The sequence below is a fragment of the aff. Roholtiella sp. LEGE 12411 genome, from assembly GCF_015206995.1.
In the GTDB taxonomy this organism is placed as follows: Bacteria; Cyanobacteriota; Cyanobacteriia; order Cyanobacteriales; family Nostocaceae; genus Komarekiella.
The window spans coordinates 1-21,302 of record NZ_JADEXR010000100.1; the positions used below are offsets into that span (position 1 = coordinate 1).

At 39.9% G+C, this 21,302-nt stretch carries 26 protein-coding genes; 13 read left to right on the forward strand and 13 right to left on the reverse strand.

Features of this window, described 5'->3' with window-relative positions; translation table 11 throughout:
• Positions 1-60: 60 nt before the first annotated feature.
• The 4 genes from IQ246_RS19840 to IQ246_RS19855 all read left to right on the forward strand — a co-directional run bounded on the left by IQ246_RS19840 (position 61) and on the right by IQ246_RS19855 (position 1,916).
• On the forward strand, positions 61-546 hold the full coding sequence (locus IQ246_RS19840) for a hypothetical protein (protein ID WP_194005056.1): 486 nt from the start codon (positions 61-63) through the stop codon (positions 544-546).
• Between the two features lie 28 nt (positions 547-574).
• Entirely contained in the window at positions 575-739 is a 165-nt protein-coding gene (locus tag IQ246_RS19845) for a hypothetical protein (RefSeq protein WP_194005057.1), read from the forward strand.
• Positions 740-744: 5 nt separating this feature from the next.
• Positions 745-1,356: a cupin domain-containing protein gene (locus tag IQ246_RS19850; RefSeq protein ID WP_194005058.1), complete on the forward strand. Its 612-nt coding sequence runs from the start codon at positions 745-747 to the stop codon at positions 1,354-1,356.
• 92 nt (positions 1,357-1,448) lie between these two features.
• On the forward strand, positions 1,449-1,916 hold the full coding sequence (locus IQ246_RS19855) for an ArsC/Spx/MgsR family protein (protein WP_194005059.1): 468 nt from the start codon (positions 1,449-1,451) through the stop codon (positions 1,914-1,916).
• 79 nt (positions 1,917-1,995) lie between these two features.
• On the opposite strand, the gene cysK is transcribed toward IQ246_RS19855, so the two are convergent.
• Positions 1,996-2,955 (reverse strand): cysteine synthase A, encoded by a 960-nt coding sequence (gene cysK / locus IQ246_RS19860; RefSeq protein WP_194005060.1) that lies wholly within the window; start codon positions 2,953-2,955, stop codon positions 1,996-1,998.
• Between the two features lie 1,241 nt (positions 2,956-4,196).
• Between cysK and IQ246_RS19865 the strand changes: the two genes are divergently transcribed.
• The 9 genes from IQ246_RS19865 (at position 4,197) to IQ246_RS19905 (ending at position 9,809) form a co-directional block, all read left to right on the forward strand.
• A complete protein-coding gene (locus IQ246_RS19865) occupies positions 4,197-4,613 on the forward strand; it encodes a hypothetical protein (protein ID WP_194005061.1) in 417 nt (138 codons plus the stop codon).
• 50 nt (positions 4,614-4,663) lie between these two features.
• A complete protein-coding gene (locus IQ246_RS19870) occupies positions 4,664-4,924 on the forward strand; it encodes a hypothetical protein (protein WP_194005062.1) in 261 nt (86 codons plus the stop codon).
• A 2-nt stretch (positions 4,925-4,926) separates the two neighbouring features.
• Complete coding sequence (locus IQ246_RS19875) at positions 4,927-5,238, forward strand: hypothetical protein (protein ID WP_162397547.1); 312 nt, start codon at positions 4,927-4,929, stop codon at positions 5,236-5,238.
• A gap of 354 nt (positions 5,239-5,592) precedes the next feature.
• The gene (locus tag IQ246_RS19880; protein ID WP_194005063.1) at positions 5,593-5,955 is read left to right on the forward strand and encodes a hypothetical protein; all 363 of its coding nucleotides are present in this window, start codon (positions 5,593-5,595) and stop codon (positions 5,953-5,955) included.
• Between the two features lie 17 nt (positions 5,956-5,972).
• Complete coding sequence (locus IQ246_RS19885) at positions 5,973-6,977, forward strand: LLM class flavin-dependent oxidoreductase (protein ID WP_194005064.1); 1,005 nt, start codon at positions 5,973-5,975, stop codon at positions 6,975-6,977.
• Complete coding sequence (locus IQ246_RS19890; RefSeq protein WP_194005065.1) at positions 6,970-7,341, forward strand: hypothetical protein; 372 nt, start codon at positions 6,970-6,972, stop codon at positions 7,339-7,341. Before IQ246_RS19885 ends, IQ246_RS19890 begins: the two co-directional genes overlap by 8 nt.
• A 219-nt stretch (positions 7,342-7,560) precedes the next feature.
• Positions 7,561-8,268, forward strand: coding sequence for a Uma2 family endonuclease (locus tag IQ246_RS19895; RefSeq protein ID WP_194005066.1), 708 nt, complete (start codon positions 7,561-7,563; stop codon positions 8,266-8,268).
• Between the two features lie 355 nt (positions 8,269-8,623).
• Positions 8,624-8,980, forward strand: coding sequence for a hypothetical protein (locus tag IQ246_RS19900; protein WP_194005067.1), 357 nt, complete (start codon positions 8,624-8,626; stop codon positions 8,978-8,980).
• Between the two features lie 208 nt (positions 8,981-9,188).
• Entirely contained in the window at positions 9,189-9,809 is a 621-nt protein-coding gene (locus tag IQ246_RS19905; protein WP_194005068.1) for a class I SAM-dependent methyltransferase, read from the forward strand.
• Between the two features lie 150 nt (positions 9,810-9,959).
• Here the strand turns inward: IQ246_RS19905 and hypB are convergent, their stop codons facing one another.
• From hypB to IQ246_RS19965, 12 genes are all read right to left on the reverse strand, one after another.
• Positions 9,960-10,772, reverse strand: coding sequence for a hydrogenase nickel incorporation protein HypB (gene hypB / locus IQ246_RS19910; protein WP_194005069.1), 813 nt, complete (start codon positions 10,770-10,772; stop codon positions 9,960-9,962).
• Complete coding sequence (gene hypA / locus IQ246_RS19915; protein ID WP_194005070.1) at positions 10,763-11,104, reverse strand: hydrogenase maturation nickel metallochaperone HypA; 342 nt, start codon at positions 11,102-11,104, stop codon at positions 10,763-10,765. Before hypA ends, hypB begins: the two co-directional genes overlap by 10 nt.
• 20 nt (positions 11,105-11,124) lie before the next feature.
• Positions 11,125-12,228, reverse strand: a complete 1,104-nt coding sequence (hypE, locus tag IQ246_RS19920) for a hydrogenase expression/formation protein HypE (protein WP_194005071.1) — start codon at positions 12,226-12,228, stop codon at positions 11,125-11,127.
• A gap of 61 nt (positions 12,229-12,289) precedes the next feature.
• Positions 12,290-13,474 carry a hydrogenase formation protein HypD gene (gene hypD, locus IQ246_RS19925; protein ID WP_194005072.1) on the reverse strand — a complete coding sequence of 395 codons (1,185 nt, stop codon included), beginning with the start codon at positions 13,472-13,474 and terminating at the stop codon, positions 12,290-12,292.
• A gap of 214 nt (positions 13,475-13,688) precedes the next feature.
• A complete protein-coding gene (locus tag IQ246_RS19930; protein WP_194005073.1) occupies positions 13,689-13,949 on the reverse strand; it encodes a HypC/HybG/HupF family hydrogenase formation chaperone in 261 nt (86 codons plus the stop codon).
• Positions 13,950-14,086: 137 nt separating this feature from the next.
• Positions 14,087-16,429 (reverse strand): carbamoyltransferase HypF, encoded by a 2,343-nt coding sequence (hypF, locus tag IQ246_RS19935; RefSeq protein WP_194005074.1) that lies wholly within the window; start codon positions 16,427-16,429, stop codon positions 14,087-14,089.
• Positions 16,419-17,657, reverse strand: coding sequence for a hypothetical protein (locus IQ246_RS19940; RefSeq protein WP_244142096.1), 1,239 nt, complete (start codon positions 17,655-17,657; stop codon positions 16,419-16,421). Before IQ246_RS19940 ends, hypF begins: the two co-directional genes overlap by 11 nt.
• A 163-nt stretch (positions 17,658-17,820) precedes the next feature.
• Complete coding sequence (locus IQ246_RS19945) at positions 17,821-18,204, reverse strand: hypothetical protein (RefSeq protein ID WP_194005075.1); 384 nt, start codon at positions 18,202-18,204, stop codon at positions 17,821-17,823.
• 51 nt (positions 18,205-18,255) lie between these two features.
• Complete coding sequence (locus tag IQ246_RS19950) at positions 18,256-19,101, reverse strand: NifU family protein (protein WP_194005076.1); 846 nt, start codon at positions 19,099-19,101, stop codon at positions 18,256-18,258.
• A gap of 67 nt (positions 19,102-19,168) precedes the next feature.
• A complete protein-coding gene (locus IQ246_RS19955) occupies positions 19,169-19,393 on the reverse strand; it encodes a hypothetical protein (RefSeq protein WP_194005080.1) in 225 nt (74 codons plus the stop codon).
• Positions 19,394-19,401: 8 nt separating this feature from the next.
• Entirely contained in the window at positions 19,402-19,668 is a 267-nt protein-coding gene (locus tag IQ246_RS19960) for a hypothetical protein (protein WP_194005077.1), read from the reverse strand.
• A gap of 65 nt (positions 19,669-19,733) precedes the next feature.
• A complete protein-coding gene (locus tag IQ246_RS19965) occupies positions 19,734-20,702 on the reverse strand; it encodes a hypothetical protein (protein WP_194005078.1) in 969 nt (322 codons plus the stop codon).
• Between the last annotated feature and the right edge of the window lie 600 nt (positions 20,703-21,302).

Here is a 21,302-nt window from a genome sequence, read left to right on the forward strand (position 1 = left end):
TAAGAGACAGCCCCATGCCCAATGCCCCATGCCCAATGCCCCATTCCCAAATAAATAATTATGCAAGTTGATGCAAATCGCTTTTCATGGTTTCAGGTTCCTGATGACATTAAAGAGTTACTAATATTGGCAGCCCAAACTTGGGAAAATACATCAGAATCAGAAAAATATATTCAACAAGCTCTAGCAAAAACTGGTGATAATACAGATGTTTTGGTAGCGGCATATAGATTTTTTTACTATAAAAATAATTATATACTTGCGCTACAAACAACAATTAAATTAATAGATAAAATTAAAGTAGCAGAGAATTTTCCTGATGATTGGTCAAGACTTAAGCCACTATTAGTCAAGCGGCGAGAAGAACCCCAAATCAGATTGTACTTGAATGCTTATGCTGCTTCTGGATTGGTATTAGCAAAATTAGGAGAAATAGACCAAGCCAAAGAAATAAGTATCAGAGTCAAAGAAGTTGATGCCAAAAATGATTTCGGAGCCGGAATCCTTCTGGATATTTTGACACGTCCGGCAGAAGAAGACGATTAATTGAGTTAGGAATCAATCATCAATAGTCATGAATAACTTGTCTTTCTATCATCCTTTTTCCACAGGTAATTCTAATACTCCTCTTTTACCTGTTTTTCCTGTCGGTAGTATGCCTCCTTACACGACAAATATTCCCTCTTTCTCTCCCCCACCTCCGTTTATTTTGCCACCATCTTCTCAACTAATGTTTTAAAGGTTATGAAAGGTAAGGATTGGCTGGTAACTGGAGAGGGTCAGTATCAAGCCTGTAAATCGGTGAGAGCATGGGATTTGTTAAGGGAAAACTACCGCCTTTATCGCTTTTTGACTGAGGTGGAAGATGTTCTTAACGGTGTGGTAGACGAATCAATTCGTCTACCAGAAATCCGCATGTTGGTAAGGCGTTTAATTGTGAATTCATACTGGGTGCAAAGTCAATATTTAGAGCCTTCTCCTAATACGGGAAGCTCTGTTTTACTCCTATACGATGAATTAGGTTTTCCGTTGACAGTGCAAACAGTAACATTTGCACCAGGAACGATGTCAACTATTCATAATCATGGAACATGGGGAATAGTGGCGGTGTTAAAAGGTCAGGAAAAAAACACTTTTTGGCAACGCACCTACAGCCCAGAAGGTGAAGAAAAAATCGAACGGACGGGAGAGATAACTCTATTTCCTGGAGATATTATTAGCTTCACTCCAGATGCAATTCACAGTGTGCAAGCAGTGGGTGATGAACCAACTGTAACCTTTAATATTTATGGGGAAACTGATCCGAAAGAAAGATTTGAGTTTGATCCGATCAAACATAGTGCTAAAAATTTCTAGCTATGGCGGTTCTTGCTTGAATCCAATACGCGGTAGAGGCGCAGATTTGTGCGCCTCTATAAACGACCTGTATTCTAATAGGAGACAGTTAAATGGCAAAAGTAATTTTTTATGGAAAACCAGGCTGTAAAGGTGGTACTAAGCAAAAAGTTTTGCTAACAGCTGCTGGTCATGAGGTGATACCATACAACCTGCTAACAGAACCTTGGACTGTTGAACGTTTGCGCTCATTTTTTGGCGATCGCCCCGTAGCCGAGTGGTTTAATCGTTCTGCTCCACGGGTAAAATCTGGTGAGGTAGTTCCCGAAAAACTTGATGCACAAACAGCTTTAGTGGCAATGCTGCAAGATCCAATTTTAATTCGCCGTCCTTTAATAGAAGTAGGCGATCGCCGCGATGTAGGTTTTGATGTCGAGAAGCTTGATGCTTGGATTGGCTTAAAGCCTGTGGATGAATCCTTGCGAGAAATCAGCGAAAATCTCAGACAGCAGGATTTGCAAAACTGTGCTCACGGTCATGGTCATGAACACCACGATAAAAAAAGTGGTTGTAAGCATTAATAGTCTACCAGGAGAAGGGGGAAAAGGGAGAGAAGGGACAAGAATATTATATTGTTACTCCCCCACTCCCCCACTCTCCTCAGCCGACGCCAGCAGTTTCTAGAGTCAAGTCTTGAAACATGGGGGTGCTGAGGTAACGTTCCCCAAAAGAAGGCTGAATCATCACGATTAAACGTCCAGCATTTTCTGGACGTTTTCCTACTTGAATGGCTGCACACAAAGCAGCACCAGAGGATATACCAGATAATAAGCCTTCTTCTTTTGCTAGCCGTCGTCCATAAGCGATCGCCTGTTCATCGCTGACTCTAATTACTTCATCAACTAATTCCAAACGCAGCACATCTGGGACAAATCCAGCACCAATACCTTGGATTTTATGTGGCCCGGCTTCACCACCAGAGAGTACTGGACTGTTGCTGGGTTCAACTGCGATCGCCTGTAAACTCTGCTTGCGAGCTTTAAGTATCTCTGCAATACCAGTAATCGTTCCACCAGTACCTACCCCAGCAATGACAATATCCACTTCTCCATCTGTATCCGCCCAAATTTCTTCTGCGGTGGTTTCTCGGTGAACTTGGGGATTAGCTGGGTTGCGAAACTGTTGCAGCATATAAGCATTGGGAGTATTCGTTACTATTTCTTCGGCTTTGCGAATTGCTCCCCGCATTCCCTCAGTTCCTGGTGTCAACTCTAAAGCTGCACCATAGGCTCTGAGCATAGCCCGTCTTTCTTGGCTCATCGTCTCTGGCATAGTCAAAATCAAACGATAGCCACGCGCTGCTGCTACCATCGCTAGAGCAATCCCGGTATTACCAGAGGTAGGCTCTACTAAAATGGTTTTCCCCGGCTCTATAAAACCCTCTGCTTCTGCTGAGAGTACCATACTCAAACCAATACGGTCTTTCACGGAAGCAGCTGGGTTCATACCTTCTAGTTTGACAACTATCCTCGCTACTACTCCCTCAGTTTGAGGAATCTTGTTTAGCTGAACTAACGGAGTCCGTCCAATAAGTTCTGTTACGTCTTTAGCAATCCGCATTAATTAACTCCTAAGATTCTAAATCTAGTGCAGAGTATTTACTTACAGCGCTTCCGGCTATTATGCAATACAATTTTCCTCTTACCCCTCTCCTATCATAGCTTTCAGCTATGAGGATGTACCTCATAGCCGCCGGAAGTGCTGTATACAATAAGCTTTTGTTTATTTAATTTGCAATTTAGTGCAAGTGAGTGCATAAACTATATATTTTAACTAAACCACAAAGTTTAGAAGTTTAAGAGGAACTTTTGTGAGATGCTCCTATTCATTTTGCCCCAGTCTTAGCTTCACTTGCCGTACTTATATTTTACCATTTGCATTGCTTAATATCGCCTCTGAAGTTCAGATTTGCTAAGGATATTCATCGCTCACTCAGGATTACAGAAATCAAGCTGAATTATATACAAAATTGTTAGTACTATTTTTAATAGGTTTTATTTGTTATGGAAACATGAATTAAATTGGCAAATTTAATTGCTTTTTATTGTTATTGCATATATCTTTATCAAGAGATACAGCTATATTTTTTTGAGTACAGGTTTTAACCGCAAACAATTGAAAAAAAATAGCCCGACACCAGTTCCTATAATGCTTTTAGTTGAGTACTCCCAACACCAGAACCTTACTTCATAAATACTAGAACCCCAACCCAAAAATACTAGCACCCATACCCCAATGAATTTTTAAAAGACTTGTCAGGTGCGGATTATAGGCTTTGAGTACTATTTTAATGAATTTAATAATCTTAATCTGGCTGAGGTAAAGTGTTATGTGGAGAGGGGACTGATATAAAACGTATAGGATTTACGCAGAGATTCCCCTCTACCCCCCGAAATTCCGAGGCGAAAGCCTAGCGAACAAGGGGGGACTTCTTAATCCCTTTTTTAACGTAGGAGAAACTACATTCCAGTATCTGAGTGCGTTAGCTCTGACTTTATAGTTTTACTTTTGTGAGAAAGTTGGTAATTTGTGAGTGAATGTAGCAGTCCTTAATCATTTGCAAGAAACCATTAATGAGCAAGGGCAATTTTTACCAAAAATATCACAACTAAAAAAGGATTGCTATGGTAGTCAGTACTAATCAGAGAAACAGATAACACAACTAACGATTCTAAGAATTACCATTTACACATATCTTTAGTATCAGAATTATTTGATAATTAGATACAGGTAGCTACTTAGATAAATCGCAAAAAATATTTTCTTACTGGGTGCATACTACCTAGCAAGGGAGAGTTAAGATGAAAGCCAAACTCTTAAATGTTCTTACAGTTTGCGTAGTTACTTTAATAGTGCTTTCTCCAGAGCTAGTAGTATTTGGTGTGGTTTGGGAGCGGCATATAGACTTAGTAGAGTCCCAGAGTTTAACTTGCAAACTTAATAAGAGTAGTACCTTAAATCCCCAGCTAAATGGTACATATTCTTCTCCATCTCAAGCTAGCATACAATCATCTGACCGCAATGTGGTTAATCAAATGTTGACTGTTGCTGAGCAATATAAATTTGCCACTATCCTGCAATGGTTTTTCGTTTTGACTCCTATTGGTGTTGGGTTAGGGATTATTTTTTATGACAGGTATCTTTTTTATCGTGCTGCTGTTTTAAAAGAACAAGTCGAAATGTTAGAAAGGCTTTGGCAGCAGAGTATCGAACAGTAATCACTGAAGTTGTTAACGCTCAGACTTCTCTCAAAATCAACAAAATTACCATGTCAGAACAACGTCAACATCTGTATTTTAATCTGATTGATGAGTTACTCAGATGTCCTAATGGTCAAGAACCAGAAATTTTGGAATCTAAGCCAGAATTGATTGATTCTGGTTTCGTGGAGACAATGTTACAAGTAGCAACTATGTTCGCCCACGAAGGTAATCAAGATGGCGCTCAGTTTCTATTCTTTGTGGCGCGTGAACTAGCTAAGCAGCTGGGATTGTATCCTGAAGTTCCTGAAGTTTCCAATAAGGAGTAAAAATGCTATTGACTTCAACTGATGCAGGACAAATAGCGTTAGAGCTTCTTATGGCAGATTGGAACATCTCAGAAGAGAATAGGGAGTGGTTCACAATCTTTAATTCTCGTCTGATTGGTGAAAGCTGGTACATCGTAGAACTGGGTGTAGAAGGATTTCCAGATAGGTGGTTTATTCAAGTTTATGACAATGGAGTGTGTGACCCCAACTATACATTTATTTCGCCAATACGTGGTTCTGAGGGGTTTCTAGACTTTGTAAATGTGCCGGATATCGTAGCAGAGGTTTTAGTTTCAGAACGCAATGCTCGATAATAACAATTAAAAGTTCAAAATTTAGAATCACCGTTCTTTGTTGTTTGTAGGGTGGGCATTGTAATGCTCACCCTACAGTTGTCTATTTATACAAAACTCACTGTATGGGCAGACAAAAAGTGATATAGTAATCCGATTTGATTCGTGAACTGACTCGTAGAGACAGGGAATGGAGAATGGGGCATGGAGAAGAAGTAATAAAGATGTACTGAATTTTTTCAGAAATCAAATATGATTTCTATATCAAATAAAATACATTTGCTGATTGTTAGGTAATATTTAATATTTAATTTAAAATAAATGGGTTAATTTGTCATATTTAAATGACAAAATTATGTTATATTAAATAGCGTGATGGACGCTACAGAAATATCAGTTCCAATGATTGCTGAAGACATCCTAGCTAAAGAATTCACAAGAGTCGTCAACCATTACTACCCAAAAGTTGGAGAATTACTGGACGGGTGTTATGTGAAAGTCATCACCTGTTTCTGGGGACGGCCTGTTAGACGGTTGCAATACATAGGGATTTATTGTTCTGACGAAATGATTTCCTGTGTGCAAGCTCAAAAAGAAATACTCAGAGAAGTGGCAGACAACATGGGTTTAATGCAGGTAGTCTGTATGAACGCCAAGCGATTGTTGCGTGATCCCATGTCGAAGCTCAAGCAAAACAATCCACGCTTATGGTTAGAGTTGCAGTGGGTTGCAACGTAGAATAGCGCTTGCAAATAATGAAAACCGGACTTTTCTGCAATTACGAAAATCAACACCAGGATGCTCGTCGCGCCATATTTGAGCAAGCCACACTGGTAAAACATGTGGAAAGCTTGGGTTTTGAAGAAGCCTGGGTTACAGAGCATCATTTCAATGAATTGAATCTCAGCCCGTCAATTTTGGTGTTGATGGCACATTTGGCGGGTTTGACGTCAACTATCCGATTAGGTACAGCAGCGGTATTGCTGGCTTTTCATAACCCGATTACGGTGGCTGAGGACATTGCTACACTGGATAACCTGTGCAATGGACGATTGTTGTTTGGAATTGCCAAAGGTGGGCCGTTTCCTCAACACAACAAGCATTTTGCTACACCGACGAGTGAATCTCGCGCTAAGACATTAGAAGCGATCGCATTGATTCAGAAGCTTTTATATGAAACTGATGTATCATTTAACGGACAATATTATCAATGCGATCGCCTGACGATTTACCCGAAACCTTTACAGCGACAAATTCCAGTGTATGTTGCTAGTGGTGATGATGAAGGTATAGGGTTTGCTGCTAAACATTCCTTCAGCTTGATGGGAGGGCCGCCGTTTTCCCTAGAGAGATTGAAGAATACTGTTGCCAAATATCGTGCTCTAAATTCCAGTGGCGCTGAAAATTTGATGCTAGCACGCTTCTTTTATGTTGGTAAAACATCCGATGAAGCAGTGAGCGAAGCTTTGCCTTTCATCCGCCAATTCAGCCAGAAAATGACAGCCAACTCGGCCCAATTAATGCAGAATAGTGCGAATCCTAACCAAAAGCCATTTGATCGCACAAATATCTGTTTTGATGAAGACTATTTGATTGAGAACTCAATCATCGGTGATGTAGCAACATGTCGCGACAAAATCAAGAAATTTCAGCATGAATTAGATTTAGGTACGCTAGCACTCAAACCCTCATCTTTTGATCTGCAAAAAAACCTTGAGAGTTTGACGCGCTACAACCAAGAGGTGCGCAATTATGTCTAAAATGTCCTTACTTCCTCCAGATGATTTGCCACCAATTGAGGTGACAAAACAGGATGGAATGATGCGTCTGGAACTAGAGCAATCTACTGGTAGATGCTTTTATTTAGCTTGCGATCGCATTACCCAAGTACTATTGTCTAGTTGTCAGTGGTATCTCACAACCAATGTTACCACTTTAACACTCATAATTGATTGCCCTGATATCGTATCTTACTGGCATATAGTCAGCAATATTCCCCAATTAGGGAATCGGCTAGAGCGATTTAGCAGTAACGCTAAAATTCGAGTTTATCCGCCATTTGGCAAGGGGATGCCCTTTGAAATTAGTGTGAATGAAATCTCGGCTTATCGAGATTGGCTTTAAATTCATACAGTTCAGTTAATAGTAGCCGTTACCTTTTAAGGTGATGGCTACAAACGTGTAAAATTTCTTGATCAGGGATTGGGGATTAGGAATTGGTGAAAGGTAAAGGGAAGAACCATCCCCTTACCCTTTAACCTTTTCCCCTCTGTTCCTAGTTCCCAGTACCTTTTATACTAATTATTTTATAATCAAATAAATCAACGCCACGAGACAAAGGTTATGTTCTCACCCGATCTCAAACAAGCGTTACCGACTACTGACGAACTGCCTTGCTCAGACGATACACCCGTGGATAATGAAGACCAAAATTTTTTGCCCAATGTTCTACTGTTTTTGCTGAACTCTATTTGGGCAAATCGAATGGATTGGTACTTCGGTGTAGACATGGGAGTTTATCACACCACAGGAGTCAATCCTAGAGTACCTGTAGTGCCAGATGGCTTTTTAAGTCTAGGAGTGGAACGGAAAAAAGGCGGGAAATCTCGCAAAAGTTACGCAGTTTGGGAAGAAAATGAAGTAGTTCCAATACTCACATTAGAGATGGTATCCCACACTCCAGGTGGTGAATATGACGAAAAAATGGATATCTACGCCAAACTTGGTGTGTTGTATTATGTGATTTATAATCCAGAATTTTGGCGACGCGACCAACATCAACCATTTGAAGTGTATAAATTGGTAGATGGTCATTACCAATTACAGATAGGTGAACCTTACTGGATGCCAGAAGTGGGTTTGGGTATTGGACGATACCAAGGTACTGTAGCTGGTATTCAACAGGAGTTGTTGTCTTGGTATGATCAACAGGGCGATCGCTATTTAAGGGCAGAAGAACAGGCAGAACAGGAACGAATCCGGGCAGAACAGTTAGCCGAGTATTTGCGCTCGCTCGGCGTAGATCCCGATAATTTACCTAGTGCAAATTAGTAGTTCGCTTGCGTGAAATTGGCGGGGAAAAGGGCAAAGGAATTAAAAACTTTTCCTCTTCACCCGAAAATGTTACAGGACTTACGCAAGTGTCACAAAAATCTCAATTTTTTGTTTGTAGTGAGGACTAAAGTCCTTACTACGAACTTAAAATAATATGCCAGTTGCGTAAGTCCTGTTGTTTATGACCTACACAATTGACGAAAGTACAAGACCAGCTTTAGAAACTTTTAAACGTTTTATTTGCAATGTGGAACTACTACTGTTAATTGCGTATAACCCGTTCTAGTTATAGCTCTTAGCTATCAAATTAGAATCTAAAATAGAAGTATGTTCCAAATAAACTTTATTTTAAATGAAAATACAGTCATCAGTGCTAGTCCATCTGGGATTCGGAAAATATGTACGCTCAGATCAGGTAACAGCAGTAATACCGATTGAAGAAGAACGCGGGCCTGGGCGACGAACTTTTGTTACTATACAAGGGCAAAATGACCCCATCGTAGCCTCGCGGGCTGAAGATACTATCGTGCGTGACTTAGTGCAGGAACCACGTGAAGTTACCCAAGCACGTCAACAGCAAGAAATTCTCCAAGATTTACTGTTAGGTCTAAGCAATGTTAACTCGACTGTGCGTCGTATTAGTCGTGATGAAGGTGGTTTAGATCTCGAACTCTTAGAGCGGCGGATTCGTCAAGTTTTAGAGAATTAGTCAACCCATCTTCTTATTGAGCGCTATTTCTTCTCCAGTCTGCTTCAAGGAGTTGTTTCATGGAATTACCATGAACAACTCTATCTATTGCCATTTACTTCTTGCGGAAAAGAAGTATATTTGCCCTGTAAACTACTTCTTGGAGGCGCTGCAAAAACCTCTCTGACTTGGTATAAAAGTCAAGATAGGTAGCTAGCTGCAAAAACTAATGATTATTAATTTTCTAAGTAATAAAAAGCAACTTTTTGACCGCTGGGCATCAAGCTATGATACCTTATTCCCTTCAGTTATTTATCAAGCCATCCACAAACGGCTACTCTCAAAAGTTGATTTACCAAATCGGCCAAATGTGCTTGACTTAGGCTGTGGTACTGGACGCTTACTGGAACGCCTAGCAACTGAATTTACAGACTTGCGCGCTACTGGATTGGATTTATCTCCCCAGATGTTGCGAGTAGCAAGACAGAAAAACCGCCATCATCCTCGTTTAATTTATGTTGAGGGTAAAGCTGAGTCTCTTCCTTTTGCTGACGGTCAATTTGATGCTGTTTTTAATACTATAAGTTTTTTACACTATTCGGAACCAAAACAAGTTTTAAGTGAAGTGGCGCGGGTAATTGCTCCGGGTGGAAAATTCTACTTAGTTGATATAACCTCCAAAAGCCAGGTAGCATCAGAGTTAGTGGCAGCCTCTCCTGCTAAAATTAGATTCTACAGCCCAGAGACTCGTGAAGCTTTAGGCTTCGATGCTGGACTAGTTTGTTTAAGTCACCACTATTTATTAGGCCCTGTTTTGCTGACAATTTTTGCTAAACCACAGTTAAGTTGATCAATAATAGAAATATTTGCGATCGCCTCCGGTGGTGTAACCCATGGCACTCTACCAATTTAAATTTTGGTAAATGCGATCGCTAAGTAGATTTTGAACCCTTAACTATTCGTAAGTCCACCTTAACAGTGAGATCAAAAATCACCTTAACTAGTTTGCTAGTTTTTGAGATAGCCATTTATACCAACTATCTAATCCTATTCCTGTAGTTACAGAAACCTGAAAAATCTGAATTTGAGGATTTACCTGCTGTGCATACTCTATGCAACGTTTCAGATCAAATTTTACATAAGGAAGTAGATCAATTTTAGTGAGAATCATCACCTTACTAGCGCGGAATATATGGGGATATTTTATCGGCTTATCTTCTCCTTCGGTGACAGAAAGAATCACGACTTTTGCCTGTTCTCCCAAATCAAATAAAGCTGGACAAACCAGATTACCAACATTCTCAATCATCACCACTGAATTCAGCGGCGGATTCAATTGTTGTAAACCCTTATCTATCATTGATGCATCGAGATGACAGCCTGTTCCAGTATTAATCTGGACAACTTTACAACCTGTTTCTTTAATCTTCTGAGCATCATTAGTAGTTTCTTGATCGCCTTCAATGACACTAATAGAAAATTGATGTTTTAAATCATTAATAGTTTGAGTTAAGAGAGTTGTTTTCCCAGCACCAGGAGAACTCATTAAATTTAATGCTAAGATATTACGACCTTTAAACCATCCTCGGTTTTGGGCTGCTAATAAGTTATTTTTGGCTAATACATCTTGTTCCAAAGATATAACTTTAGCATGAATTTGAGATGCTTCTGTGTGAGTATCGTGACTGTGAGAATGGGTAATGACAGTACCATCAGGTAAAGTGTGGGTATGATGGTGATGTTCAAAGTCACTTACTTCCAAATTGGTTATTTTAGTTTTGCCATCATCAGAACAACCGCAAGTTACACACATACTTCCTCTATTTCTATTTCTTTAATCTTCAGTTCTTCACCAGTGATTAAATCTAATTGCGTGCTACCGCATTTACAGATACCAAAGGGTTTGTCTAAAGTAATTTCTGCACCGCAATGACGACACCGCCCTAAGCCAGGAATTTCTATAATTTCTAATATCGCCCCTGCTAAAACTGTGTTTTGAGTGCAAATATCAAAACAAAATCGCACAGCATCAGGCATAATAGCTGAAAGTTGACCAATTTCTAATAGAACACGTTGTACTTTTTTACCTTTAGCGTGTTCAGCTACAATTGCCACAATATTTTGCGTAATTCCTAATTCATGCATACAAAAAACACGATTAAATATTAACAAATACGCGGCAGTTGTTCGCCTACTAGCATATCAACAATACGTTCTGTACCAAAAACTGTTTTTAACAAAACAATCCCTGGAGGGAAAGGTATAACTTCGCCAATAATACAAGCATCTTTGCCTAATGGGTGGGATTTCATAGCTGATAAAACAGTTTGTGCATTTTCGCCCGGCACTATTACTACTAACTTACCTTCATTTGCTAGATATAAAGGATCTAAACCTAAAATTTCGCAAACCCCTTTTACCTCTTCACGCACTGGGACAACTTCTTCATATAGACGAATTCCCACATCAGAACTGAGAGCAAATTCATTGAGAACTGTAGCTAAACCGCCGCGTGTTGCATCCCGCATGGCATGAACTTTGGGACAAACATTGAGGATTGTTTTCACCAAATCATCTAACGACTGACAGTCACTTTCTATATTAGTTTCTAAGGCTAATTCACCACGGGCAATTAAAATTGCTGCTCCATGATTACCCAACTCGCCATTAACTATTACTGCATCTCCAGGTTGGAGATTATGAGCAGAAATGTTAATCCCTGCTGGAATTACGCCAATGCCAGCAGTATTAATAAACAATTTATCAGCAGCACCACGATGCACAACTTTTGTGTCACCAGTGACAATTTGCACGCCTGCTTTTTTCGCAGCTAATTTCATACTCCTAGCGACGCGTCGTAGGGTTTCTATAGGCAATCCTTCTTCTAAAATGACGCTACAAGTTAGATATAAGGGTTTAGCACCACTGACAACTAAATCATTAACTGTGCCGTTAATAGCTAATTCGCCAATATCACCACCAGGAAAAAATAAGGGGTCTACAACATAAGAATCTGTAGTAAAAGCAAGTCTGTCTCCTTGTTGTATGAGACTGGTTAAATTGATACTGGCTTGGTCTTCTAATTGAGAGATAATTGGATTATCAAAACTACTAATAAATATATCATCTATTAAATCGCGCATGGCTTTTCCGCCGCTGCCATGTGCGAGATTTATATGAGTATCTTGTACTTTACCTTGGCGACGGCGGACTTGTTCGATTTTTTGAAAGAAGGGGTTTTGTGATGGATTGGTGGGATAAAGATTCATATTAAAACGCAAAGGAACGCTGAGGTTAGCGCAAAGGAATGCAGAGTATTTGAAGGGTATGTTAATCCAAAGAGATGCCGCAAGAAGGGAGGGGTTTTTGAGTGATAGGTATCTTTGGTTTTTCAGCTATTGTTTTTTTGGCAATAGTAGATAGTCGTCCATATTTGTAATAGGCTGCACAAGCACCTTCGGAAGATACCATACAAGTGCCAATGGGTGTTTCGGGAGTGCAAGCTGTACCAAATACTTTGCATTGCCAAGGTTTTAATACACCTTTAAGAATTTCTCCACATTGACAAGCTTTATGGTCGGCTACTTTAAGATTAGGAATGGTAAATTTAAGTTCGGCATCAAATTGTGCGTATTCGGGTTGAATTTTTAAGCCAGAGTAAGGTATATCTCCTAAGCCGCGCCAATCAAAACTATCTCGCACAGCAAAAACTTTGTTCATGGCTTGAAGCGCCGCTGTATTTCCAGCTTTTTGTACTATTCGGTTATATTGATTTTCGACTTCACAACGATTTTCTATTAGCTGTTGCAACAACATCCAAATTGATTGGAGAATATCTAAAGGTTCAAATCCTGAAATGACAATTGGCTTATGATATTGTTGGGAAATGAATTCATAAGGCTCAGTACCAATTACCATGCTGACATGACCAGGGCCGACAAATCCATCTAGTTGCAAGTCGGGATTATCTAGCAGGGCTTGAAGGGCAGGAATCACTAAGACATGATTGCAAAACATACTAAAATTGTTAATTTTTTCGGCTGCTGCTTGCAAGATGGTGAAGGCGGTGCTGGGGGCGGTGGTTTCAAAGCCTAGGGCGAAGAAGACTACTTGTTTGTTGGGGTTATCTCTAGCAATTTGCAGGCTATCTAGGGGAGAGTACACCATACGAATATCTGCGCCTGTAGCTTTGGCTTGCAGCAGGCTAGTATTAGAACCGGGAACCCGCATGGTATCGCCAAATGTAGCCAAGATGACGTTCTGATTTTGGGAGATTGCGATCGCATCATCTAATCTACCCTTTGGCATAACGCATACTGGACAACCAGGCCCATGTATTAATTCAATGGCAGCTGGCAGAATTTCTTCAATACCGTACTTAAATATAGAATGGGTATGCCCACCGCATACTTCCATGATTTTGATTGGTTTTTCTAGTTGCTGGCATAATTTTGCCATTTCACGCCGTAAGGCTTCAGCTTTTTCGGGTTCTCGGAATTCATCAACGTATTTCATAGGGATTAAGGAATAGTGAGTTTGACGTATAAATTAATTTAGTTATTCTGTAAGGCATTTTTTTACGAACCACCCAAGATGCAAGGAACACAAAGGAACAAAGAAAGGCGTAAGTTTTGGAATTAGTAGATTATGCTTATTACAAAATTCCTGATTTTAAACTCTTTCTCTGCGCCTCTGCGTGCAGCAAAAATGTTTATTCAAGTAAGTCTATTTAATTACTAATCGTTGCTTGTGCTGCTGCTAGTTCTTGCAATAGATGTAATGTTTCTGCTGCTTCTTTTTCCTTAATTCGATTCATCGCAAAGCCAACATGCACTAGCACCCAATCTCCAATACAAGATTCCGGGGGATGTTGTTCGTCAACGATACACGCAATATTTACCTGGCGCTTCACACCACCAATATTAACAATAGCCAATTTATGGTTAAGGTTGGTGATTTCGATAATTTGTCCAGGAATTCCTAAGCACATTATTATTTTCCTTTTTCAAGAGAAACGAACCACAGAGGCACAGAGAAGCCAGTGCGTTGCGGGGGTTCTCCCGTTGTAGCAACTGGCGCGACACAAAGAAAATAATTTCTGATAAAATTTTGTTGAAATATCAAGAATTAAGTCATCATTTGAGCGGCTGTAATGACAGCTTGACCTAGAGATATACCGCCATCATTAGCAGGAACTAAGCTATGGGTAAGTACATTTATTCCCAATACTTGTAATTTCTTAGTAACCTGCTCCAACAATATATAATTTTGAAATACTCCTCCGGTTAGAGCAACTTGGCTAATCAGATTTTCTTGACAAAGATGACTAACCATATCAGCAATGGTGCTAGCTAAACTGTGGTGAAATTTGGCAGCTATAACTGGTTGTGGATTCTGCTGTTGCAAGTCCTTGAGTAAGGTTAGCCACATTGGGCTTGGGTCTATACAATAAATACTATCTGAAAATATAAAGCTAAAAGGATAATTTACTGTTTCTTTATCATTATTTAAGCTGTTGATATCAACTAGAGCTTCCATTTCAACTGCTGCTTGTCCTTCATAGCTACACTCTTCCACACAAATACCGATAGCCGCAGCTACTGCATCGAACAACCGCCCTACGGAAGAAGCTAGAGGAGAGTTAATCCCTTTTTCTAGAAGCTGATTAAGTAGCTGAAGTGGCTTTTGATCCAAAAAATTTACTATTTCTAAATCACTATATTGTTGTTGGTAATTATCCCAAATATCAGCAGCTATCAATTGAGCATAGGTGTTACGCCAAGGCTGATAAATTGCTTGTGTACCACCAATCATTGCTACTGGTTTAAATGTTGCTAGACGCTGATATTTACGGTAATCAGCTAAAAGAAATTCTCCACCCCAGAGTTTACCATCTCCACCGTAACCTAATCCATCTAAAGCGATACCCAAAATAGGAGGCGAATCTAGAGGAATGCCATTTTCTGCCATACAAGTAGCAATGTGAGCGTGGTGATGTTGGATGGGAGAAAGTTTGATTTGATTAGCTGCTGCTAGTTCTTTGCCGAGTTTACTTGAGAGATATTCTGGATGAAGATCAATAGCGATCGCTTTTGGTTTATGCTCAAATAAATTTAAGTATAAATTTAATGTATCTTGATAGGCTTTAAAAGCCGCAGCATTTTCTAAATCTCCCAAATGTTGAGAAAGAATTGCTTGACCTTCATGCAACAGGCAAAAAGTATTTTTTAACTCGCTACCCATTGCTAAAATCTGCGGCACGTTATCAAATCCAGGTGGTAAATTAATTGGTGTTGGTGCGTATCCTCTAGCGCGGCGAATTGTTTGCACTTTATCATTAACAACCCGTATTACTGAATCATCAACTCTGTTGAGAATCTCCCGACTGTGGAAAATAAAATAATCGGCAATCTTTCCTAATTGCTCCCGCACTTCATTATTATTTGTACATTGTGGTTCCTCAGAAACATTCCCACTAGTTAAAACAATTGGGCGATTCATTCGCCTGAGAATTAGGTGATGTAATGGCGTATTAGGTAGCATAAAACCGAGAGTATTCTGTCTTAATGCAACTGAAGGTGCTACCTGTTTTTTTGCTGTCGCTTGCATTAAAACAATTGGTGCAGCAGGACTTAATAATAATTCTCTTTCCTTCGTGCTGACAGTACAATATTCCTCAATTACTGTTAAATCTCGCGCCATTAAAGCAAAGGGTTTATGATAGCGCCTTTTGCGTTGGCGCAATTTTTGCACCATTGTTTCCTGTGTCGCATCGCAAGCTAGATGAAAACCACCTAACCCTTTAATTGCCACAATTTCACCCTTTTGCAACAGGGTACAAACGGCATCAACATCATCTAGCATAGAGAACATGGAAGCGGTAACAGGTTTACCATCAGCACGTTCTAGCCAAGCTGTAGGGCCGCAAGTATGACAAGCTACAGGTTGAGCGTGAAAGCGGCGATTCTCGACATTGTGGTATTCTTTTTCACATTGTGGACACATAGCAAACGCAGACATACTTGTATTGCTTCTGTCATAAGGAATGGCACGAAGAATACTTAGGCGAGGGCCACAATGAGTACAGTTGGTAAAAGGGTAACGATAAAAGCGGCTAAAAGGGTCGAAGATTTCTTGTTGACATTGTGGACAAGTAGCAGCATCAGGAGCAATTTCTGTTTTAATTGTGTTACTGACGCTACTAGAGATTACAAAATCATTAAAGTTAAATTCACCTTCATAAGGAGTTCGTATTAGTTGATGAATTCTGGCTAATGGAGGACATTCATGTTGTAATCTAGTAACAAATTCTGTTAAAGCTGCTTCACTACCAGATGCTCGAATTAACACACCTTGGCCATCATTACAAACATCACCATGCAACCCACAAGCTTTAGCAAGACGATATACAGTAGGGCGAAATCCTACCCCCTGAACAGTACCACAAACTCTAATTTCTTCAATCGCCATAGTTAAACTGCCACAGCAAAATTCGGTTATTTCCAGAATCAGCTACTACCGCAGTTGTGCCACAAGTTTTAATTCCATAACACCAATTTAAACTATCTCGCTTTGGTAGTCCAAAATTACGATTCTCGCCTTTGTTTTGATAATTTATTTGTCCAGCTATGCCTGCGGCTGGCAATGCCAACGCATCTGCTACAGCACCTTGTAATGATAAAATTAATTCTGGTTTTCTCCATCCTAATAGTCGAGAATTAGCAGTATCCGCAACTACCAACCAATCATCAGCAACTCCCACACCATAAGGCATACTCAAACTACTAGCACTAGGAAAATAAACTCCTTGATTCATTTCTACGCAATCAAAGTTTTTTTGACCTAACACAACTGCACAAGGAGTGTTATTTTCTGTTGGCATTCCCTGCCAAATCATCACGCGATGATTACCAGCATCTGCAACGACTAGATTCTCTCCCCAAAAAGTGATATCGTGACACCAACGCATACTCGCTGCTGTCGGAGAACTACCACCATTTTCGTTACGAGATATCATATCTGGTTGTCCCAACACTAAATCGGCGGGTTGACCGTTTTCTGTTGGTAATTGATGCCAAATTAATACCCGTCTATTCCCTGTATCAGCAACAAATAGCCGTCCTTGATGATAGAAAATACCATAAGGCCAGTGCATTGTATTAGCAGATGCTACTTGACTTCTCCTATTAGGTTCATTATCGATAAAATTACCCTGTCCTAACACCAAGTCTGCTGGAACATTGCTATCTTCAGGTAAGTTGTTCCAAATCAAAACTCGATGGTTCCAAGCATCTGCTACTGCTAAACCTTTCTCACAAGCACAAATTCCAGTTGGGACACTGAAAGTTGCCTTTCCCGGTGTACCTTTAGCATTTTGTCCTTCATGATAAAAGTCTGGTTGTCCAATTACCCAATCAGCAGGTTGGTTATCTGTGGTGGGTAAATTTTGCCATCCTAATAACCGATGATGTCCTGTATCTGATACCCACAATGGCCCAGTTTTAGATAGCAAACAAGCACCACGAGGCCCAAACATTACTGTAGGACTAGGTGCTATGGGTAGTACTAATTGTTGCTGTTCAATAATATTGCCTAAAATTACATCTGCACCTTGAGGTGAGAGGAGTAATTTTTGGGAACTTTTAGTTGTTTCTGGCGGCAATTGTGGTACAGGAGTAATCTTGATTGGGATATGCATGAACCGCAAATGAACGCTGATTATTATCCAATCTTATCGGCGTATATTGTTATGTATCAATGGTTGCAATTTTATATAAAGGTTTCTCTAACAATATTCATTACCTAAAATGTCATAACGCCAAAAAACGAAAGTTTTAAGCTTGGAATTAGAGGTTACTGGGCTAAAAAAACACGCTAAATTCACATTTAGTTTCTGTTTCTATTCCATTTAATATTAAGATCATAGTAATATCTAAACGTTTTACCTCTTTACTGGGAAGGGGTAGGAACGACAAAACTCCATCTGTATGTTCCCCATCTGGCGACGGCCCCGAAGCACCTCCTGCACTTTGATAATCGCCACCATGATCATCTCTTGCATATCCCCACCAAGATACTATAGGGAAACCTCTTCGTTCTAGACTGTTTATAAACGGAGTTATTTCATATTTAATACGAATAGCATCTTGATCAACGTGAAGACAAACTATATAAATTTCGGACTTTGATGCAATGCTAGTGAGTCGACAATTAATAGCGATAGATTCATGAGGTATATTATTCACTGATGTTCGTCTGTACTTCAAAGACTCTTGAACCGTATTTTTGCAATAAGTCTATTTTTGCATCTGCACAAAAACATTATCACCCTTAATCTTCACTGGATAAGACTTTAGAGAAACATTTGGTGCTGTTAAGCATTCACCTGTCTCTAAACTGTACTGAAAGCCATGAAAAGGACAGGTGATAATGCCGTTTTCAACGTTACCTGCTTCTAGGGAATCTCCTAAATGGGTGCAAGCATTACGGTAACAGGTGATATTAACACCTTGACGGTGTAAAATTAGTGAATTACCAGCAAATTGCACTGCCAATACACTAGACTCAGGAACTTGATCAACAGTTGCTAATTTTACCCAAGCAGAAGTTACCTGTGTAAGAAATGGACTACTCAAACCAGAATTAGCACTATTAATAGTAGGAGGATTATTGACCGCAATTACTTTGGTAATTTCAGGACAGTATTTTTTTATTGCCTGTTCAATACCCTCAGATAAAGTTAACGTAGAAGCGGGGCAATTACTACAAGTTCCTATTAACCTAACTTCCACTGTATCTGGTAGTTTAATTGCCACTAATTCTACATCCCCGTTATGGCTTTTTAAGCCTGGACGAACTTCTTCAAGGGCTGTTTGAATGCGTTGCGTTAGTGAAGGTTGGGGTGATTTGACTAATTCGTGATAAAGCAATACTGCGTATACTACTTCATCATTAACAGCATGACGCAAAGCTGACATTGATTCAAGCTTGAGGCTTTTAATCAAACGCGTTAATGCTTCTTTATGTAAAGCTTCAATTGCCCGTTTAAGCCCTACGGCTACACACCGTTGGCTTTCATCCCACTCAGATATAATTGCCTCAAAGCGGTTGATTTCTTGAACCAATTCTTCAAGTTTTGTCATTAGTCATTGGTTATTGGTTATTGGTCATTAACTAAGTCTTTACAACCGACAAAGGACAATTTACAAGTCACTTCATTTTGAAATCCTTGAGGAGAAATGGCATAAATATGCCCGTCACTAAACTAGATACTACTACTGGGAACCAAAAAGGAATTTTAGCTTGTGCAAGTAACACAAGTAGTAGTGAACCGATACTCATACCAATAGCAATCTGCTGCATGAAATATATGGGGTCACGCAGCAACTTTCCTTTAAAAAATAACTTGGCAGAAAACCATCCTATCTCTAACATCATTCCTCCTAATAATTGGTTAAAAAATTCAGTACAACTAGCCCTAAAAGGATGGCAGGAATTGCACCGGCTGGGCCAAATAATGCACCCAACATTGCTGAAAACTGATAACCTATATCCTTCCCGGCTAACAGCATCCCACCAATAGCACCGCCAACCATAGATAAAGCTGTTGCAATGACTACCCACACGAATCCAGTTTCTAAGTTTAAGTCTCCAGTTGCTAAGCTTGTAAGAAAATCATTCACAGTAGGGTTGGTAAAAATATCTCTCATGCTGTGTTACCCTGATGATTAAAGTTAGGAGTTAGAAGCAAAAAATCAAATTTAATTCATAACTTTTAACTCATCATTTCTGCTTCTACGTCTTGTAGTGCTTGAGCTACTATTTCTGCTTGTTCAATTTGTTCGTATTGTGTAAATATTTCCCAAGCTTCTTGATAGTAAGTATGCGCTTGCAAGAGATTATTAGAATTAATCGCCTCCGGCTTTTCTGGGTCGTCGGGTAAGTTGAATAAGGCGTTAGCTTTGTTAGAAATTGTGTTAGCGTACTCTAGGGGTGTGTCTTTGGGGTTACGCACTTTCAATGCTTCGTCGTAAGCTGCGATCGCCCGCAAATTATTCTCTAGAGGATGGGAACTCACTAAATATTGTAAGGCGTTACCCAAATTGTTTTGCAACATCGCATATTCTCTGGGATGATCAATCAAATTAATATGCTTCAGCGCCACTTCAAACGATTGCACTGCTAAACCCTGACGCAAGTATTCCCGTTCTGACGCTAGGGGCATAGAAAGGTAAGCGATCGCAATATTGTTGTATAAGATCGCATATTCTTGCGGATAATCCTGCCAGGTAAATACCCGCAAAGCCTCGTGATAAGCTTGGATGCTGTCCGTTATCCGCGCCAAATTGAACGGTACAAGCGACTGCAACACCAACCCAAAATTCATTTGTGCTTCTGCTGCTTCTTCTGGCAAAGCTAATTTTTGTAAAGTCGGTAGCGCCTCTTCATAACCTACTTTCGCTTGCAGTAATAATTCAGTTCCCACATCCGGTATTGCCTGTAACGTCCCTGCCATACCTACTTGGGCGCGGGCCCTCAGTAGAGGATACTCCTCACCACACATTTCATACGCCCGGTAATATAGAGAAACTGCATTACGCAAGTCTTGGGCAGTTTTGGGCTTTTTTTGAAAACCCTGTGCTATCTCGATCAGCATCTGGATTTTTTCCTCCATCGTTGCTGACTCCGATGCAATAGCTGCGATCGCAGCCTTCACTGCTGAATCTGTAATGCTGGGGGTCATAACTGCCGTACTCTAGCCAATTGGGAAATTGAGTCTTTCAACGCCCACTTAAAGATAGAGACACGCGATCGCGTCTAATCATGGGGCATACAGATTTACGCAGGCTTTGAGTCCTTTAGGCAAAATACCCCTCTGTTTGCCACTGAATAAGAGTTAGGGGAGTAGGGAAGGCAGTGTGTTGCGCGGGTTTCCAAGGCACTCCGTTGGGCGGCTTTGCCGACTTGAAGGAAGTACCGTTGCATTGTAGCAACTACCGTAGAACAGGAGAAGAAAATAATTAATGACCCTTGTACAGACGCGATGAATCGCGTCTAACGCCTAATTTCCCTATTCCCCATTCCTTTTAACATAAAACACCCTATTTATAAAATTCTAGGGGGAAAATGCCAATATTAATGTTAGTTTTAAACACCTTATATTCTTATAATATGTTTTGTATCAATACATAACATAATTCAGATCTTTTTTATTGAAACATTGATATAAAATCAATACATTGTCTACATATTTGTCATCAAAAATTAACTATTTATCTATATAAAAAGCTCACATTTATTTGTGAGTTAATACCTTTGTTATATATAGGAATCATATTTGATT

What these genes read in the sequence shown, in the direction of transcription:
- IQ246_RS19950 (WP_194005076.1), bottom strand. Translation starts at nt 19,101, where the DNA reads ATGACAAAACTTGAAGAATTGGTTCAAGAAATCAACCGCTTTGAGGCA.
- IQ246_RS19905 (WP_194005068.1), top strand. Translation starts at nt 9,189, where the DNA reads ATGATTATTAATTTTCTAAGTAATAAAAAGCAACTTTTTGACCGCTGG.
- cysK (WP_194005060.1), bottom strand. Translation starts at nt 2,955, where the DNA reads ATGCGGATTGCTAAAGACGTAACAGAACTTATTGGACGGACTCCGTTA.
- IQ246_RS19940 (WP_244142096.1), bottom strand. Translation starts at nt 17,657, where the DNA reads ATGCATATCCCAATCAAGATTACTCCTGTACCACAATTGCCGCCAGAA.
- IQ246_RS19885 (WP_194005064.1), top strand. Translation starts at nt 5,973, where the DNA reads ATGAAAACCGGACTTTTCTGCAATTACGAAAATCAACACCAGGATGCT.
- IQ246_RS19855 (WP_194005059.1), top strand. Translation starts at nt 1,449, where the DNA reads ATGGCAAAAGTAATTTTTTATGGAAAACCAGGCTGTAAAGGTGGTACT.
- IQ246_RS19875 (WP_162397547.1), top strand. Translation starts at nt 4,927, where the DNA reads ATGCTATTGACTTCAACTGATGCAGGACAAATAGCGTTAGAGCTTCTT.
- IQ246_RS19930 (WP_194005073.1), bottom strand. Translation starts at nt 13,949, where the DNA reads ATGTGCTTAGGAATTCCTGGACAAATTATCGAAATCACCAACCTTAAC.
- IQ246_RS19845 (WP_194005057.1), top strand. Translation starts at nt 575, where the DNA reads ATGAATAACTTGTCTTTCTATCATCCTTTTTCCACAGGTAATTCTAAT.
- IQ246_RS19960 (WP_194005077.1), bottom strand. Translation starts at nt 19,668, where the DNA reads ATGAGAGATATTTTTACCAACCCTACTGTGAATGATTTTCTTACAAGC.
- hypA (WP_194005070.1), bottom strand. Translation starts at nt 11,104, where the DNA reads ATGCATGAATTAGGAATTACGCAAAATATTGTGGCAATTGTAGCTGAA.
- IQ246_RS19850 (WP_194005058.1), top strand. Translation starts at nt 745, where the DNA reads ATGAAAGGTAAGGATTGGCTGGTAACTGGAGAGGGTCAGTATCAAGCC.
- IQ246_RS19865 (WP_194005061.1), top strand. Translation starts at nt 4,197, where the DNA reads ATGAAAGCCAAACTCTTAAATGTTCTTACAGTTTGCGTAGTTACTTTA.
- hypB (WP_194005069.1), bottom strand. Translation starts at nt 10,772, where the DNA reads ATGTGTGTAACTTGCGGTTGTTCTGATGATGGCAAAACTAAAATAACC.
- IQ246_RS19900 (WP_194005067.1), top strand. Translation starts at nt 8,624, where the DNA reads ATGAAAATACAGTCATCAGTGCTAGTCCATCTGGGATTCGGAAAATAT.
- IQ246_RS19880 (WP_194005063.1), top strand. Translation starts at nt 5,593, where the DNA reads ATGGACGCTACAGAAATATCAGTTCCAATGATTGCTGAAGACATCCTA.
- hypF (WP_194005074.1), bottom strand. Translation starts at nt 16,429, where the DNA reads ATGGCGATTGAAGAAATTAGAGTTTGTGGTACTGTTCAGGGGGTAGGA.
- hypE (WP_194005071.1), bottom strand. Translation starts at nt 12,228, where the DNA reads ATGAATCTTTATCCCACCAATCCATCACAAAACCCCTTCTTTCAAAAA.
- IQ246_RS19965 (WP_194005078.1), bottom strand. Translation starts at nt 20,702, where the DNA reads ATGACCCCCAGCATTACAGATTCAGCAGTGAAGGCTGCGATCGCAGCT.
- IQ246_RS19895 (WP_194005066.1), top strand. Translation starts at nt 7,561, where the DNA reads ATGTTCTCACCCGATCTCAAACAAGCGTTACCGACTACTGACGAACTG.
- IQ246_RS19870 (WP_194005062.1), top strand. Translation starts at nt 4,664, where the DNA reads ATGTCAGAACAACGTCAACATCTGTATTTTAATCTGATTGATGAGTTA.
- hypD (WP_194005072.1), bottom strand. Translation starts at nt 13,474, where the DNA reads ATGAAATACGTTGATGAATTCCGAGAACCCGAAAAAGCTGAAGCCTTA.
- IQ246_RS19840 (WP_194005056.1), top strand. Translation starts at nt 61, where the DNA reads ATGCAAGTTGATGCAAATCGCTTTTCATGGTTTCAGGTTCCTGATGAC.
- IQ246_RS19890 (WP_194005065.1), top strand. Translation starts at nt 6,970, where the DNA reads ATGTCTAAAATGTCCTTACTTCCTCCAGATGATTTGCCACCAATTGAG.
- IQ246_RS19955 (WP_194005080.1), bottom strand. Translation starts at nt 19,393, where the DNA reads ATGTTAGAGATAGGATGGTTTTCTGCCAAGTTATTTTTTAAAGGAAAG.